14 protein-coding genes and 1 riboswitch are annotated in these 15,727 nt (G+C 67.3%); of the genes, 12 read left to right on the forward strand and 2 right to left on the reverse strand.

Annotated features, from left to right (window positions below; translation table 11 throughout):
• The first annotated feature begins 9 nt into the window (after positions 1 to 9).
• From BM372_RS00060 to BM372_RS21180, 5 genes are all read left to right on the forward strand, one after another.
• Entirely contained in the window at positions 10 to 3,816 is a 3,807-nt protein-coding gene (locus BM372_RS00060) for a multifunctional oxoglutarate decarboxylase/oxoglutarate dehydrogenase thiamine pyrophosphate-binding subunit/dihydrolipoyllysine-residue succinyltransferase subunit (RefSeq protein WP_090950243.1), read from the forward strand.
• Between the two features lie 111 nt (positions 3,817 to 3,927).
• Positions 3,928 to 4,527 carry a GDSL-type esterase/lipase family protein gene (locus BM372_RS00065; RefSeq protein WP_090950245.1) on the forward strand — a complete coding sequence of 200 codons (600 nt, stop codon included), beginning with the start codon at positions 3,928 to 3,930 and terminating at the stop codon, positions 4,525 to 4,527.
• A 177-nt stretch (positions 4,528 to 4,704) separates the two neighbouring features.
• The gene (locus tag BM372_RS00070; RefSeq protein WP_090952781.1) at positions 4,705 to 5,532 is read left to right on the forward strand and encodes a DUF4097 family beta strand repeat-containing protein; all 828 of its coding nucleotides are present in this window, start codon (positions 4,705 to 4,707) and stop codon (positions 5,530 to 5,532) included.
• On the forward strand, positions 5,532 to 6,155 hold the full coding sequence (locus tag BM372_RS00075; RefSeq protein ID WP_090950248.1) for a PadR family transcriptional regulator: 624 nt from the start codon (positions 5,532 to 5,534) through the stop codon (positions 6,153 to 6,155). Before BM372_RS00070 ends, BM372_RS00075 begins: the two co-directional genes overlap by 1 nt.
• Positions 6,156 to 6,248: 93 nt before the next feature.
• Positions 6,249 to 6,323: a 50S ribosomal protein bL37 gene (locus tag BM372_RS21180; protein WP_369299106.1), complete on the forward strand. Its 75-nt coding sequence runs from the start codon at positions 6,249 to 6,251 to the stop codon at positions 6,321 to 6,323.
• Positions 6,324 to 6,415: 92 nt separating this feature from the next.
• Here the strand turns inward: BM372_RS21180 and rsrA are convergent, their stop codons facing one another.
• Both rsrA and BM372_RS00085 read right to left on the reverse strand, forming a co-directional pair.
• Positions 6,416 to 6,676, reverse strand: coding sequence for a mycothiol system anti-sigma-R factor (gene rsrA / locus BM372_RS00080; protein WP_090950251.1), 261 nt, complete (start codon positions 6,674 to 6,676; stop codon positions 6,416 to 6,418).
• On the reverse strand, positions 6,673 to 7,410 hold the full coding sequence (locus BM372_RS00085; protein WP_090952783.1) for a sigma-70 family RNA polymerase sigma factor: 738 nt from the start codon (positions 7,408 to 7,410) through the stop codon (positions 6,673 to 6,675). The genes rsrA and BM372_RS00085 overlap by 4 nt, the downstream gene beginning before the upstream one ends.
• 249 nt (positions 7,411 to 7,659) lie before the next feature.
• Here BM372_RS00085 and BM372_RS00090 point away from each other — a divergent pair, with 249 nt between their 5' ends.
• From BM372_RS00090 to BM372_RS00120, 7 genes are all read left to right on the forward strand, one after another.
• On the forward strand, positions 7,660 to 8,208 hold the full coding sequence (locus tag BM372_RS00090; RefSeq protein WP_090950255.1) for a DoxX family protein: 549 nt from the start codon (positions 7,660 to 7,662) through the stop codon (positions 8,206 to 8,208).
• A gap of 7 nt (positions 8,209 to 8,215) precedes the next feature.
• Positions 8,216 to 9,643 (forward strand): 3-phosphoshikimate 1-carboxyvinyltransferase, encoded by a 1,428-nt coding sequence (aroA, locus tag BM372_RS00095; RefSeq protein ID WP_090950258.1) that lies wholly within the window; start codon positions 8,216 to 8,218, stop codon positions 9,641 to 9,643.
• Positions 9,627 to 10,742, forward strand: coding sequence for a ribosome small subunit-dependent GTPase A (locus tag BM372_RS00100; RefSeq protein WP_090950260.1), 1,116 nt, complete (start codon positions 9,627 to 9,629; stop codon positions 10,740 to 10,742). Before aroA ends, BM372_RS00100 begins: the two co-directional genes overlap by 17 nt.
• A gap of 79 nt (positions 10,743 to 10,821) precedes the next feature.
• Complete coding sequence (hisN, locus tag BM372_RS00105) at positions 10,822 to 11,634, forward strand: histidinol-phosphatase (RefSeq protein WP_090950263.1); 813 nt, start codon at positions 10,822 to 10,824, stop codon at positions 11,632 to 11,634.
• Positions 11,635 to 11,804: 170 nt separating this feature from the next.
• Positions 11,805 to 11,918: riboswitch (SAM riboswitch) on the forward strand.
• A 34-nt stretch (positions 11,919 to 11,952) separates the two neighbouring features.
• The gene (locus tag BM372_RS00110; protein WP_090950264.1) at positions 11,953 to 13,395 is read left to right on the forward strand and encodes an aminotransferase class V-fold PLP-dependent enzyme; all 1,443 of its coding nucleotides are present in this window, start codon (positions 11,953 to 11,955) and stop codon (positions 13,393 to 13,395) included.
• A gap of 114 nt (positions 13,396 to 13,509) precedes the next feature.
• Positions 13,510 to 14,265: a class I SAM-dependent methyltransferase gene (locus tag BM372_RS00115; RefSeq protein WP_090950265.1), complete on the forward strand. Its 756-nt coding sequence runs from the start codon at positions 13,510 to 13,512 to the stop codon at positions 14,263 to 14,265.
• A gap of 165 nt (positions 14,266 to 14,430) precedes the next feature.
• Complete coding sequence (locus BM372_RS00120) at positions 14,431 to 15,717, forward strand: Nramp family divalent metal transporter (protein ID WP_090950267.1); 1,287 nt, start codon at positions 14,431 to 14,433, stop codon at positions 15,715 to 15,717.
• Positions 15,718 to 15,727: the final 10 nt, after the last annotated feature.

Genomic DNA, 15,727 nt, shown 5'->3' on the forward strand with positions numbered 1-15,727 from the left:
GTATTTCAAGTGCCAGAGCAGCCAAGCCACCGTCTACCAGAGGAATTTGGCGGAAACGAGTGGCTCGTTGACGAACTGTACGAGCGTTACCAGCAGGACAAGAACACGGTTGACGCCAAGTGGTGGCCATTGTTCGAGTCCTTTGAAGCCGGTGAAGGTTCGTCCGCCAACGGAACGTCCGGCGTAGCAACTGCTGCGCACCCCGCAACCCGCGAACTCCCCGTTGTAGCCCCTGCTGCCGCGGCTCCGGCAGCGCCGCCGGCCACGCCTGCAGCCCCTGCTCCCGTTGCCCCCGCAGCTCCCGCGCCGGCCCCCGCAGCCAAGAAAGCCCCGGCCACCGTCGCCCGGGACGGCTCCAAAGCCACCGAGGCCGGCCCCGGCACCGCGCCCATCCCTGCGCAGCTGCCGAAGAACCTCAAGGCGCCCACCGCGCCGGAGGAGGACGTCGTCTCCGTCCTGCGCGGCCCGGCCAAGGCCATCGCCTCGAACATGGTCACAAGCCTGGAAGTTCCGACCGCCACGAGCGTCCGTGCCATCCCCGCCAAGCTCCTGATCGACAACCGCGTAGTCATCAACTCCAACCTGGCACGCGCCCGCGGCGGCAAGGTCTCCTTCACGCACCTGATCGGCTATGCCGTCATCCGCGCCCTGTCCCAGTTCCCTTCGATGAACGTCTACTACGACGAGATCGACGGCAAGCCGGTGGCTGTCCAGCCGGCGCACGTGAACTTCGGCATCGCGATCGACATGCCCAAGCCGGACGGCACCCGTCTGCTCATGGTGCCGAACATCAAGAAGGCGGAGACCCTCAACTTCTCCGAGTTCTGGCACACCTACGAGGACCTGATCAAGCGCGCCCGCAACGGCAAGCTGACCGCGGATGACCACTCGGGAACCACCGTGTCCCTGACCAACCCCGGCGGCATCGGCACCGTCCACTCGGTGCCCCGCCTGTCCAAGGGTCAGGCCGCCATCATCGGCGTCGGCGCACTGGATTACCCGGCCGAGTTCCAGGGTGCCAGCGAGAAGATCATCGCGCAGAACGCGATCAGCAAGGTCCTCACGCTGACCTCCACCTATGACCACCGCGTCATCCAGGGTGCCGGCAGCGGCGAGTTCCTCAAGCTCGTGCACCAGCTCCTGCTCGGTGCGCAGAACTTCTACGATGAAATCTTCGAGTCCCTGCGCATCCCCTACGAGCCCGTGCGTTGGAGCCCGGACCTGCAGGTGGACCCGGCCGACGAGATCAACAAGGTCGCCCGGATCCAGCAGCTGATCCACGCCTACCGCGTGCGAGGCCACCTCATGGCCGACACCGATCCGCTCGAGTACGTCCAGCGCAAGCACCCGGACCTCGACGTCCTGACCTACGGTCTGACCCTGTGGGACCTGGACCGCGAGTGGCCCACGGGCGGCTTCGGCGGCAAGCCACAGCTCAAGTTCCGCGACATCCTCGGCGTCCTCCGCGACGCCTACTGCCGCACCGCCGGCATCGAATACATGCACATCCAGGACCCCGCCGAGCGCAAGTGGTTCCAGGACCAGCTGGAGCACCCGTACTCGAAGCCGAGCCGCGACGAGCAGCTGCGCATCGTCTCCAAGCTCAACGCCGCCGAGGCTTTTGAGACGTTCCTGCAGACGAAGTTCGTCGGCCAGAAGCGCTTCTCGCTCGAAGGCGGCGAGTCCCTGATTCCGCTGCTGGACGCGATCATTTCCGACGCCGCCGACGACGAACTCGACGAAGTGGCGATCGGCATGGCCCACCGCGGCCGGCTCAACGTGCTCACCAACATCGCGGGCAAGACCTACGCCCAGGTGTTCCGCGAATTCGAAGGCACCCAGGACCCCCGTTCGGTCCAGGGCTCCGGCGACGTGAAGTACCACCTCGGCACCGAGGGCACCTTTACGTCGGACAACGGCAAGGAGACCAAGGTCTACCTCGCCGCCAACCCGTCCCACCTGGAAGCCGTCGACTCCGTCCTGGAAGGCATCGTCCGCGCCAAGCAGGACCGCCTGGACCAGGGCGAGGCCTTCCCCGTGCTCCCGATCATGGTGCACGGCGACGCCGCCTTCGCGGGCCAGGGCGTCGTGGCGGAGACACTCAACCTCTCCCAGCTGCGCGGCTACCGCACGGGCGGAACCATCCACATCGTGGTCAACAACCAGGTCGGCTTCACCACCGCCCCGTCGTCCTCGCGGTCCTCCACCTACTCCACGGACGTTGCCAAGATGATCCAGGCGCCGGTGTTCCACGTGAACGGCGACGACCCCGAGGCCGTGGTCCGCATCGGCCAGCTCGCCTACGATTTCCGGCAGCGGTTCCACAAGGACGTTGTCATCGACATGGTCTGCTACCGCCGCCGCGGCCACAACGAGGGCGACGACCCCTCGATGACCCAGCCGCTGATGTACAACCTGATCGAGGCCAAGCGTTCGGTCCGCAAGCTGTACACCGAATCGCTGATCGGCCGCGGTGACATCACTGAGGAAGAAGCCGAGCAGCTGCTGCGCGACTACCAGGAACGCCTGGAGCGCGTGTTCGCCGAGACGCACGCCGCGCAGACGTCCCCGATCCCGATCATCACGGCCGATTCCGCCGCGGTGTCCGATCTGGAACGCCCCATTGCCCAGCAGTCCGATTCCGGCGTGAGCGCCCCGGCCTCCACCGCGATCTCTGCCGAGACCCTGGCCCGCATCGGCAAGGCCCACACGGACATCCCGGAGGGCTTCACCGTCCACGCCAAGCTCAAGCAGCTCCTCGAGAAGCGCGAAGTCATGTCCCGCGAAGGCGGCATCGACTGGGGCTTCGGCGAACTCGCCGCGTTCGGCTCGCTCATCATGGAAGGCGTCCCGGTCCGGCTCGCCGGCCAGGACTCGCGCCGCGGCACCTTCGTGCAGCGCCACGCCGTCTTCCACGACCGCGCGAACGGCGACGAGTGGCTTCCCCTGTCCCACCTGTCCGAGAACCAGGCCAAGCTGTGGATCTACGACTCCCTGCTCTCCGAATACGCGGCCATGGGCTTCGAATACGGCTACTCGGTGGAGCGCCCGGACGCCCTGGTGCTGTGGGAAGCGCAGTTCGGTGACTTCGTCAACGGCGCGCAGACCATCATCGATGAGTTCATCTCCTCCGCCGAGCAGAAGTGGGGCCAGCGGTCCTCGCTCGTGCTCATGCTGCCGCACGGCTACGAGGGCCAGGGACCGGACCATTCCTCCGCCCGCATCGAGCGCTTCCTGCAGCTGTGCGCCGAGGAGAACATGATCGTGGCCAACCCCACGACGTCGGCCTCGCACTTCCACCTGTTGCGCCGCCAGGCCCACAGCAGGCCGCGCAAGCCGCTCATCATCTTCACGCCGAAGCAGCTGCTCCGCCTCAAGGCCGCGGCGTCCTCGGTGGAGGACTTCACCACCGGCTCGTTCCGTCCGGTGATCCCGGAACACGAGCAGCTGCAGGCGGACGCCGTCGAACGCGTCCTGCTGGTCTCCGGACGCCTGTACTACGATCTGCTGTCCACGCGGCAGAAGACGGGGAACAAGACCACGGCGATCGTGCGCGTTGAGCAGCTCTACCCGCTGCCGGCCGCCGATATCGCGGCCGAGCTGGCCAAGTACCCGAACGCCGAAGTCGTCTGGGCGCAGGACGAGCCGGCCAACCAGGGTCCGTGGCCGTTCATTGGCCTGAACCTGCCCGATGCCCTGGACCGCCGGGTCCGCCTGGTCTCACGGCCTGCCTCCGCGTCCACGGCGGCAGGGTCGATGAAGCGCCACGCGGCACAGCAGGACACCCTGCTCAAGCAGGCATTCGCACCTAAATAGCGGCGTAACTGCCCGGCCGGAGACTGAAACACAACACTCCGGCCGGGCAGTTCTGTTTAATGGACTGTTAGTGGTCAGCTTGATGGACAGCGTGAAAGTTAAGAGGTAGTCGTGGAAGATCGGAAGCTGCGGATCGCAGCCGTTGGGGACGAGCTGTTGGCCGGGCTTGGTGATCCGCGGGCCTTGGGCTGGCTGGGCCGGGTCCTGGCCCGCACGCCCCAGGACAGCGTGGCTTTGGAGTGCTATTCCCTGCCCTGCCCTGAGGAGGGCACGGAGGGAATTGCGGCGCGCTGGCTCGAGGAAGCGGGCCGCCGCTTTGGCAACCACCACGAAAACCGCCTGGTGATCGGGCTGTCCGGACGGGACATCGAGTTTGGTCTGTCCACGGCACGTAGCCGGCTGAATCTCGCTAACATCCTGGACTCCGCTTCCCAGAATAAGATCGAAGTCTTTGTGGTGGGCCCGCCGCCCACCCTTGACCCGGCCCAGAACCGCCGGCTGGGAGAACTGAACACCGCGTTCGCTGACGTCACCACGCGCCGGAAGCACCTGTACGTGGACACCTTCTCGCCGCTCCTGAACCATGAACAATGGCGCCAGGACCTCGCGGCGAACGGCGGCACACCGGGACAGGCCGGTTACGGCCTCATGGCCTGGCTCGTGCTGCACCGCGGCTGGTTCCAGTGGCTGGGCATGGACACGCCGGAGTAACTCAACACCTCGCGGCCTCGGGCCGCTGCTCCCCCTCCGGGGAATCGCGATATATCTTGACGCGTCTGCTTGCGCGATATATCGTGACTTCAAGAGTCGCGATATATCGTCAGTCGTCCAGTCGGGGCAGCATTCGCAATTTCCGGAGGAACCATGTCAGAGAACACGTCGGAGAACCTGTCAGAAAACGCGTGGACCGTGACAGGCCCGCAGACCATCGACGTCGACGGCGTCCGCTCCCTCAAGCTCGGCATCGTCCGCGGCCGCTTCGACATCGTCACTCACGACGAGTCCGTGGCCCGGATCGAAGTCTCCGAAATTGAGGGCGATCCGCTGGCGGTCTCGGTGGCAAACGGACGGCTGGAAGTCCGCCACCAACTCCACGGCCCACAGGGCTGGTTCAAGAACCTGATGGGGTCCGTCAACAACAACAGCAGCAACTCGGTGGTCATCAGCATCGCCTTGCCCGCCGGCGTCGAAGTGGAAGCTGGGACAGTGAGCGGCGACGGCATGGTCTCTGGCATCAGCGGCCACGCCCGCCTGAACACTGTCTCAGGTTCCGTGCTGGCCGACGGCACCTCCGGAGAGCTCGCCGTGAACACGGTCAGCGGTGAGGTCATCGCCCGCAACCACCGTGGAGTCCTGACGGCCAAGAGCGTCTCCGGCGAGGTGACGGCCTCGGGCGATTTCAGCCACATCCGCGCGAACACCGTCAGTGGCGACTTGAACTTCGACCTGTACGGCTTCACCCGGGATTTCGGTGCAAACTCAGTCTCCGGCGACGTCACCATCCGGCTGCCGCACGACGTCGGGGTGGATATTATTGCCAAATCCGCCAGCGGGGCTGTGGTCATTAACAACCAGAGATACATCCAGCCCGGCGGTACCGTGCAGACCATCGAGGGACCGGACACGAAGCTGATGCTGGTCCGGACCAACTCCGTCTCGGGGAAAACCTCGATCTTCCACGCCCAGCCCGCCCCGGACACCGAAACGGCCCTCTGATGCCCCCCGTCTTCGCCCACGGGGCGCTGCGCCTGTACCTGCTGGCCCTGCTCGAATCGGGCCCCAAGCACGGCTACGAGCTCATCAAGGCCCTCAGCGAGCGGTTCGGCGGCACCTACTCCCCCAGCGCCGGGACCATCTACCCGCGCCTGGGGAAACTTGAGGAAGAGGGGCTCGTGGCCACCCATACCGAGGGCCGCCGCACCAACTACAGCATCACACCGGCGGGGCTTCTGGAGCTGAACAGCCGGCGGGACGAACTCGCCGGCGTCGAGAACGACATCTCGGCCTCGGTCCGCCGACTCGCCGACAACCTGCGCCAGGACATCCGCGTCAACATGCGCGGTCTCCGGGCCGATCTGGCGGCAACGGCGGAGGCCGCGCGCGCCTCGGCCCGGACCGCGGGAGTGACGGGTGCCGGCGCGGCGGGTGCGGGGTACTCGCCGGACGGCGAGCGGCGGCTGAAGGAGGCGGAGATGCTCGTTCAGGGCTTCCGCGACGACATGCGGGTGGAGTTGCGCCGCCACGCCGGGAGCCGTCCCGTCAGCGCCGTCACTCTCGAAACCGTCAAAACGGTGCTGGACCAGGCCCGGATCTCGATCCGCAACTCGCTCGAAGGGTGAACCCCAGCGCGGGGCCGCCGGTTCGCGGCGGGTGCCGTGATGTGGGAGACTTGAGGGCAGCTCTTTTGAGTACCAAGATTAAGGAGGCCAGCTATGAGCAAACGTGCACGTAAACGTCGTGACCGTAAGCGTGGCGGCGCGAACCACGGTAAGCGCCCCAACACCTAAGCCACGGCTAGGATTGACTGCTTTAAGCGAAAGACCCCGGACACCTGATGGTTCCGGGGTCTTTCGTTGGTGAGCTCAGGCTGTTGCGGCGCTCAGGCTTCCACAGTCCGGATGGAGTGGATCCGGTCCAGGATGGAGTTCTTGAGGTTTTCCGGAGCCGCTTCAGTGCACGAACGCTTGACCATCACCCGGATGACGCACTCGAGGTCGTACTGCTCCAGGCACTCGGGGCAGCTGTCCAGGTGGTCCTTGATCTCCGCAATGTCGCTATGCGTGAGGGCACCATCCAGATACTCGTAGATACGTTGCATCCGGGCGTCGTCGCAATCGCCCAGTCCCTGGCAGTCGCTCATTTCCTGTTCTCCTGATTGTTGCTGTCGGCCGCGGCGCCTGACTCGGTTGCGGCCCTGAATCCCCGCTCTGCGGCGTAATCCGCGAGCATGTCCCTCAGCATCTTCCGGCCGCGGTGCAGCCGGGACATGACGGTTCCGATGGGGGTGTTCATGATGTCTGAAATTTCCTTGTACGCGAAGCCCTCGACGTCCGCGAAGTACACGGCCAGCCGGAACTCCTCGGGAATCGCCTGCAGTGCGCGCTTCACATCGGAGTCGGGCAGATGGTCCAGGGCCTCGGCCTCCGCCGAACGCAGCCCAGAGGACGTGTGCGACTCGGCGCGGGCAAGCTGCCAGTCCTCGATGGTGTCCGAGTTGGACTGCAGCGGCTCGCGCTGGCGCTTGCGGTACAGGTTGATGTAGGTATTCGTGAGGATGCGGTACAGCCAAGCCTTGAGGTTGGTTCCGGGCTTGTACTGGTGGAACGCGGAAAACGCCTTCGTGTACGCCTCCTGGACCAGGTCCTCGGCGTCCGAAGGATTCCGGGCCATCCTCATGGCCGCAGAATACAGCTGGTCCACATACTGCATGGCATCACGTTCAAACCGCACCCGGCGCTCTTCCGCCGACTCGTTGGACACGTCCAGCGGCCTGCCGTCCACCTCGGTCTCCAGGGCTGCGGCAGACTCAGCGGGCGTCGGCGAAGCGGGCGGTTCCTCGTGCTTGGCCGTAACGGCCGGGTCCATGGTGCTCATTGCGTTCAAGTCTACTGTCACCTTCCGCCGGACGCCCGGCACGAGCGGAGCGGCGTCCCACGTTGGCACGGAACCGGCGTCCAGTTCCGTCCTGTCCAAAACTTGCGTCAAGTCTTCCCCTCCCTCTCCCTCTGCCGTCGCAACTGTCTTTTCCAACCACGTCCCGCGGGCAAATATTCCGCAAAAGTGCAAGACTAGAACCGGTTCGCCCGCTGTGAAGCCGCCGTTCGTCCATACAGGAGGAAATTCATGTCGTTTGTCCGCTTTCTCGCCCGGCCCATGCTCGCCTCCAGTTTCGTCCTCGCCGGCGTGAACAAGCTGAAGAACGTGGATGACACTGCGGCACAGTTGTCCCCGCTTTTGCGCCGTGCGGCCGACGCGCTGCCGTTCCAGACGAATGAAAAAGTCCTCGCCCGAGTGATCGGCGGCACCCAGGTCGGCGCCGGCGTCTTCTTCGCCCTCAGCAAGTCAGCGCGGCTGGCAGCGACCGTGCTCGCCGTCATTTCGGCCCTGAACGGCTACGTGGAGTGGCGCAGCGCGGACAGCTCCTCGAAGGAAGCCCGGGATGCGCGCCGCAAGCAGCTCCTGAAGAACGTCTCCCTGACCGGCGGCGTCCTGCTCGCCGCCGTCGACACCGCCGGCAAGCCCAGCCTGGCCTGGCGGGCCGGGCACCTCGCCGCCGACGCCCGGAAGAATGCCAGCCACTTTGCGGCCGATGCCCGCAAGACCACCAATAAGCAGCTGAAGAAGGCCGACAAGGTCGTCCGCAAGGCCGTTGAAAACGCAGCCGGAGCTTAGGACGGTAATGACTGGCGCCACCCCCTCCGCAACAACCCCGTCCGTTCCGGCCGGCTCCGTTCCTGCCGACGGCGGTCCGCACTGGCCGGCGCCGTTCGCCACCCGGCCGGTCGATGCCACCCTCACCGTTCCCGGTTCGAAGTCGCTGACCAACCGGTACCTGGTGCTTGCTGCCCTCGCGGATGGGCCGTCACGCCTGCGGGCGCCCCTGCACTCCCGGGATTCTGCGCTGATGATTGAGGCCTTGCGGCAGTTGGGCGCCACCGTCACGGAGGTTCCCGGCGACGGCGCGTTCGGCCCCGACCTGGAGATCATCCCGATCAGCTTGCCTGCAGGCGTGTCGGATGCGCCGGACGTGGCCATTGACTGCGGCCTGGCCGGCACGGTCATGCGCTTTGTGCCGCCGGTGGCCGCGCTGCGCCGGGGCGCGTCCGGCTTCGACGGCGACCCGCACGCCCGCAAACGCCCGATGGGCACCATCATTGAGGCCCTGGCCGGCCTGGGCGTGACGGTCAGCGCACCCGACGGCGGACCGGCGTCGTCGCTGCCGTTCACGGTCCGCGGCACAGGCGAAGTACGCGGCGGCCACCTCATCATCGACGCCAGCGCCTCGTCGCAGTTCGTCTCCGCCCTGCTGCTGGCCGGCGCCCGCTTCACCGAGGGGCTTCACCTCGAACACCGGAGCACGGAGCAGGCCGGGAAGCCCGTGCCGAGCCTGGACCACATCAACATGACCGTCGCCGTGCTGCGCGGCGTGGGCGTGGCTGTCGACGACTCGGTCCCGAACCACTGGGTGGTTTCCCCCGGTCCGATCCACGCCTTTGACCAGCGGATCGAGCAGGACCTCTCCAACGCCGGCCCGTTCCTAGCGGCGGCCCTGGCTACCGGCGGCACCGTGCGGATCCCCAACTGGCCCGCCGGGACCACGCAAGTCGGCGACCTCTGGCGCGGCATCCTCACCGCCATGGGCGCCAGCGTCGCGCTGGACGGCGGCACCCTGACGGTCACCGGCGGGCGGGAGATCAAGGGCGGCGACTTTGACGAGACCAGCGAGCTCGCCCCCACCGTGGCCGCGCTCTGCGCCCTGGCCACCGGCCCCTCACGGCTGAGCGGCATCGCCCACCTCCGCGGCCACGAAACGGACCGGCTCGCGGCCCTCGCCGCCGAAATCAACCGCCTCGGCGGCGACGCCGAGGAGACCGCGGACGGACTCATCATCCGTCCGGCCAGGCTGCACGGCGGCGTTGTGCACAGCTACGCCGACCACCGCATGGCCACCGCCGGCGCCATCCTCGGCCTTGCCGTGCCCGGGGTGGAGGTCGAGGACATCGCCACCACCGCCAAGACCATGCCCGACTTCCCGCAGCTTTGGGAAACGATGCTGGCGCAGGGAACCGGCGCAGACGAGGACTCCCCCGGTGGCACGCAGCACTGATTCCTGGGACGAGTCCGATGTCCGGATCCGGCCGAACAAGAAAGGCTCCCGGCCCCGCACCAAGGACCGGCCCAGCCACGACGACGCAGTGACCGGGCGCATCATCACCGTCGACCGCGGACGCTACACCGCCGTCGTCGGCGAAGGCAGCCCGGACGAACGCAAGATCATCGCCGCCCGGGCCCGTGAACTGCGCCGCAATCCCGTGGTTGCCGGCGACTTCGTCTCCCTCGTCGGGAACGTCACCGGCGAGCCCGACACGCTCGCCCGGCTGGTCAAGATCCAGGACCGCAGGACGCTGCTGCGCCGCAGTGCCGACGACACCGACCCGGTCGAACGCGCCGTCGTGGCCAACGCCGACCAGCTCGTCGTCGTGGTCGCCGCGGCCAATCCCGAGCCCCGGACCGGTTTCATCGACCGGGCGCTGGTGGCCGCGTACGACGCCGGCATCGAGCCGCTGCTCCTGGTCACCAAGGCCGACGTCAAGGATCCCGCCGAGCTGCTGTCCAATTACCGGCACCTGGACTTCCCCGTCATCATTTCCAAGACCGCCGACTCCGCCGCGTCCGGCATCGACGCCCGCTCCGACGACGGGCTCTCGGCCCGGCTCGACAAGGACGCCGTGTCCCAGCTGCGCGCCCACCTCGACGGCAAAGTCACCGTCATGCTGGGCCATTCCGGCGTCGGGAAATCCACCATGGTCAACGCGCTGACCGGGGCCGAACGTGCCACCGGCGGCGTCAACGCGGTGACCGGCCGCGGCCGCCACACGTCCTCCTCCGCGCTGGCACTCAAAGTCAGCGCGGCACCGGCGGGCAGCTGGATCATCGACACCCCCGGCATCCGCTCCTTCGGGCTGGCCCATGTGGATCCTGACCGGATCCTTCGTTCCTTCCCGGACCTGGAGCCGGGCACCGACGATTGCGAACGGGGCTGCAAACACGACTCCACCGCCGTCAACTGCGGCGTCGACGCCTGGGTTGCGGCCGGGCACGCAGGACCCTCCGGCGCCGCGCGGCTGGCGTCCCTGCGCCGGCTGTTGGGCACGGACCCGCGGATGGAAGCGCAGGAAACCAAGGAACTGGGCACCGTATCCTAGGCGGCGCGGCCCCCCTGACAGGCGGCGCGCAGCGCCGCGGCTCCCGGCCGGCCGCCCGCTTTGCCGGTAGTTTGGAACCATGAGCCAAACCGCTTCGAGCTACAACGATGACCTGCGCCTCGCCCATGTACTGGCAGATTCCGTCGATTCCCAGACCATGAGCCGCTTCAAAGCGCTGGACCTGCGGATCGAAACGAAGCCCGACCTCACCCCCGTCACGGACGCCGACAAGTCCGCGGAAGAGGCCATCCGCGGCCAGCTCTCCCGGTCCCGTCCGCGCGATGCGGTCCTGGGCGAGGAATTCGGCAGCTCGGGCCACGGTTCCCGCCGCTGGATCATCGACCCGATCGACGGGACCAAGAACTTTGTCCGCGGCGTCCCCGTCTGGGCCACCCTGATCGCCCTCGTCGACGAGGGCGAACCGGTGGTCGGTGTGGTCAGTGCCCCGGCGCTGGGCAAACGCTGGTGGGCGGCCAAGGGCGCCGGCGCCTACACCGGCCGCTCGCTGGCAGCCGCCACCCGGCTGAAGGTCTCCAACGTGTCCAACCTCGAGGACGCCTCGCTGTCCTACTCCAGCCTGGGCGGCTGGAAGGAACGCGGCAACCTTGACGAGTTCGTGGGCCTGACCGAGGAAGTGTGGCGCACGCGCGCTTACGGTGACTTCTGGTCATACTGCCTCGTGGCCGAGGGAGCGGTGGACATCGCCTGCGAACCGGAACTGAACCTCTACGACATGGCGGCCCTGGTGCCGATCGTCACCGAGGCCGGCGGCCGCTTCACCTCGCTCGAGGGCGTGGACGGGCCGTTCGGCGGCAACGCCCTGGCCACCAACTCCATCCTCCACTCCGAAGTCCTCAAGCGGCTCAACCCCGGTCTCGACGACCTCCTCTAGACCTGCTCCTGGGCTTCGAGGCCCATCGAATATTCGACGGCGGCAGCCCCCTTCGCGGGGCTGCCGCCGTCCTTTGTTCGGCCGTCAGCCAATTTTGGATGCGTAATAAAGGGCTTCACATTCCGGGGCGGCCTTTTCCCCGGCCGCGCCGATGTCCTACGCTCGATGCAGGTCACGAGTGCCAGCGCTAAACCCCGGTTTGCTGGCCGGCAACCCTCCAGTCGCGGTGGGGTGCCCCGGGTGACGACCTGGCCGGTCCGGAACGGGCACGGCAAGCGCGGATTCCCACGAGGTGGGGTCCTGTACGAATGAGGTCCCATGACAACTGCTGTTTTCCCCGCCGCCCCCGAATTCCACGCCGGTGCCCATGCCGTAAGGACTACTGGACGTTTTGCCGTCGCCGCCAACCCGCTGGCCGCGGTCACCGGGGCCGAAATCCAGGCCCCGCTGATCAATGGCGGTTACGCCCGCTACGCCAACCTCGACTACGGCGCCTCCGCCCCGGCCCTCTCCGTGGTCTCGGCCTATCTGAACGAAATCCTGCCGTACTACGCCAGCGTCCACCGCGGCGCCGGCTATGCATCCCAGATCAGCACCTCCGTTTACGAGAACGCCCGGGACATCGTGCGGGAGTTCGTGGGCGGCCGGCCGGATGATTCCGTCATTTTCACCCGCAACACCACCGATTCCCTGAACCTGCTGGCCGGCTGCCTGCCGCTGCGGGATGGCCGGCCCGCCGGCGAGGTCCTCTACCTCGACATCGAGCACCACGCCAACCTCCTGCCCTGGCAGAACGTCCCGCACCGCAGCATCGTGGCCGCCCCCACCCTCGCGGCCACCGTGGACCGCCTCCGCGAGGAGCTCGCACGCGGCGGCGTGAGCCTGCTGGCCGTCACCGGCGCCTCCAACGTCACCGGCGAAATCCTGCCGATCCGGACCCTGGCTGCGCTGGCGCACGACCACGGCGCCCGGATCGTCGTCGACGCCGCGCAACTGGCCCCGCACAGGCGGATCGATATCGCCGGGGACGACGTCGACTATCTCGCCTTCTCGGGGCACAAGCTCTACGCCCCTTTCGGCGCCGGCGTGCTGGTGGGGCGGACGGACTGGCTCGACGCCGGGACCCCGCATCTCGCCGGGGGCGGGGCCGTCCGCGATGCCCGGCTCGACTCCGTCAGCTGGACCACCGGACCCGCCCGGCACGAGGGCGGCTCACCCAACGTCCTGGGCGCAGCCGCCCTGGCCCGCGCCACCCAGGTCATCTCGGAACTGGACCCGGCACAGTGGTACGCCCATGAGGATGCCATTCGGTCCTTCCTGGTCGCCGGACTTGAGCGCATCGAAGGTGTGACCGTGCACCGGATTTTTGCCGACTCCTCCCCCGTCGACGATCAGCCCAGCACCGGCACCATCGGCGTCGTGAACTTTTCCGTGGAAGGCTATGACGCCGGCCTGGTGGCCGCCTACCTGTCCGCAGAACACGGCATCGGCCTGCGCGACGGCCGCTTCTGCGCGCATCCGCTGCTCAAGCGGCTCGGCCTGCCGGCCGGCTCGCTGCGTGCCAGCTTCGGCCTCGGCTCCCGGCTGGAGGATGCCGAACGGCTGCTGGCCGGCCTGCAACAGCTGACCCAAAGCGGCCTCGGCTGGGATTACGTGGTGGACGCCGGCCGCTGGGTGCCGGCCAACGACACCCGCAACTACCCCCACTGGGCACCCAACACGCCGGGCACGGCCGGTGCCGCGCCCTGCACCCAGGACTAAGGATGACGTCGGGTGCGCGTGCTGCAGTAATTTCAACCTGCGGTAAATTCAAAAGGTATCTGTAACCGGCAGGACCTTCCCGAAGGAGATCGCACGTTGCACAGCGTGCCCAAAATGCACAGTGGCCCCAAATTGCACAGTGTGCGGCGCCAGGAGCTCGGACAAAGCTTCCAGGACGGCGGTGCGCACTACGAGCGGGTCCGCCCGGGCTATCCGCAGGAATCGGCTGACTGGCTGATCCCGGCCGGAGCGCACGACGCTGCGGACATTGGCGCCGGCACCGGCAAGTTCACCGCCCTGCTGGCGGCACGCGGACTGCACACGGTGGCCCTTGACCCCTCCGCCGACATGCTCGAACAGCTGCGCCGGACCCTGCCGGCTGTCACCGCCGTCGAAGGCACTGCCGAGAACACCGGACTGGAACCGGAGTCCTTTGACCTGGTCACGGTGGCCCAGGCCTGGCACTGGTGCGATCCCCGCCTGGCCAGCACCGAGATCGCCCGGATCCTGCGCCCGCACGGCGTCCTGGGCCTGATCTGGAACCAGCTGGACACCGCCGTGCCGTGGGTGCATCGGCTCTCGCGCATCATGCACGCCGGGGATGTCCACAAACCGCACTTCCGCCCGCCCGTAGGCCCCGAATTCACGCGCTTGGAGAGCCACCTGACCCGGTGGGAGGATTCCGTGACCACGGAGGACATCCAAGAACTGACAAAGTCGCGCAGCTACTACCTCGCGGCATCGGACGCCACCCGGGCCAAGGTCATGGCCAACCTCGACTGGTACCTGCACGAACACCTGGTCCATGCCTCCGGCGAGCTCCTCCGGCTGCCCTATCTGACACAGACGTGGCGGGCGTACCGGAGCTGAGGCTACCTCCGGATGGCCCGCCGGATTGCACACAGCAGCCTCTGGGCTTATCGTTTCGGTATGCCTAACAATCACTTGTAGGCAAACGAAACTTCGACGTCGGCGTCATTCCGGCCGACGCCGATCATCGCGTCGACGCGGACGCGCCAATCACGGGAGCTGGCAGTGCTGGACGTCAAGGGACACGAACAACCGCCGAAAGGTGCCCGCACCTACAAACATCCGGGTGCCCGCAGGGCGCTGATCACCCTGTTGGGGCCCGCATTCGTGGCGTCGATCGCCTACGTGGACCCCGGAAACGTCGCCGCCAACCTGACCGCCGGCGCGCAGTACGGTTACCTGCTTGTGTGGGTACTCGTGGTCGCCAACGTCATGGCCGTCCTCGTGCAGTACCAGTCCGCCAAGCTTGGGATCGTTACCGGCAAGAGCCTGCCGGAGATTCTGGGCGAACGGCTCAAGCCCTTCTGGCGCCGCGCTTTCTGGCTGCAGGCCGAGGTCGTGGCCGCAGCCACGGACCTCGCCGAGGTGGTGGGCGGGGCGATCGCGCTCAACCTGCTGTTCGGCCTCCCCCTCCCCCTCGGCGCACTCATTGTGGGCGCGGTGTCAATGCTCCTGCTCGCGGTGCAGGCCCGGGAGAAGCAGCGGCCCTTCGAATTCATCATCATGTTCCTGCTCGGCATCATCACCATCGGATTCCTCGCCGGGCTGATCATCAGCCCGCCGGATCCGAGGGCAGCCCTGGCCGGCCTCATTCCGGGATTCCAAGGGCCGGACACCGTCCTGCTGGCCGCCAGCATGCTGGGCGCCACCGTCATGCCGCACGCCATCTACGTCCACTCGGCGCTGTCCCGGGACCGGCACCGGCCGAACGAACATGAGCATGTGCCGCCGTCCGCCGTCGCCCGCCTGGTCCGGGCCACCCGCCTCGACGTCGTGTCCGCGCTGGCCATCGCCGGAGTCGTGAACATCGGCATGCTGCTCCTTGCCGCCTCCACGCTCGGCGGCGAAGAGGGAACGGACACCATCGAGGGCGCGCACGCGGCCATCTCCGCCAACCTCGGCCCCATCGTCGGCGTGGTCTTCGCAGTCGGGCTTCTCGCGTCCGGGCTGGCGTCCACCTCGGTGGGCTGCTATGCCGGCGGCACCATCATGCAGGGACTGCTCAAGATCCGGATCCCTGTCATGGCCCGCCGCGTGGTCACCCTGATTCCGGCAGTCGTCCTGCTGGCCGTGGGTTTCGACCCTACTTGGGCGCTGATTCTGAGCCAGGTGGTCTTGAGCTTCGGCATCCCCTTCGTCCTCGTCCCGCTGGTGGTCCTGACCAGCAAGAAGTCCCTGATGGGCCGCTTCGCCGATGGCATGGTCCTGCGGGTCGCCGCGATTATCAGTGTGGTGCTCGTGGTGGCCCTGAACCTGGTCCTGCTGTGGCTCACGTTCGCGGGGCGGGGCTGACGGTAGGCTT

Origin of the sequence: Arthrobacter sp. ov118 (assembly GCF_900116495.1) — a bacterium.
Lineage (GTDB): Bacteria > Actinomycetota > Actinomycetes > Actinomycetales > Micrococcaceae > Arthrobacter.

Coding starts and splice junctions, on each gene's coding strand:
- rsrA (WP_090950251.1), bottom strand. CDS start 6,676: ATGAGCGACTGCCAGGGACTGGGCGATTGCGACGACGCCCGGATGCAA.
- aroA (WP_090950258.1), top strand. CDS start 8,216: ATGACTGGCGCCACCCCCTCCGCAACAACCCCGTCCGTTCCGGCCGGC.
- BM372_RS00085 (WP_090952783.1), bottom strand. CDS start 7,410: ATGAGCACCATGGACCCGGCCGTTACGGCCAAGCACGAGGAACCGCCC.
- BM372_RS00090 (WP_090950255.1), top strand. CDS start 7,660: ATGTCGTTTGTCCGCTTTCTCGCCCGGCCCATGCTCGCCTCCAGTTTC.
- BM372_RS00115 (WP_090950265.1), top strand. CDS start 13,510: ATGCACAGTGGCCCCAAATTGCACAGTGTGCGGCGCCAGGAGCTCGGA.
- BM372_RS00110 (WP_090950264.1), top strand. CDS start 11,953: ATGACAACTGCTGTTTTCCCCGCCGCCCCCGAATTCCACGCCGGTGCC.
- hisN (WP_090950263.1), top strand. CDS start 10,822: ATGAGCCAAACCGCTTCGAGCTACAACGATGACCTGCGCCTCGCCCAT.
- BM372_RS00075 (WP_090950248.1), top strand. CDS start 5,532: ATGCCCCCCGTCTTCGCCCACGGGGCGCTGCGCCTGTACCTGCTGGCC.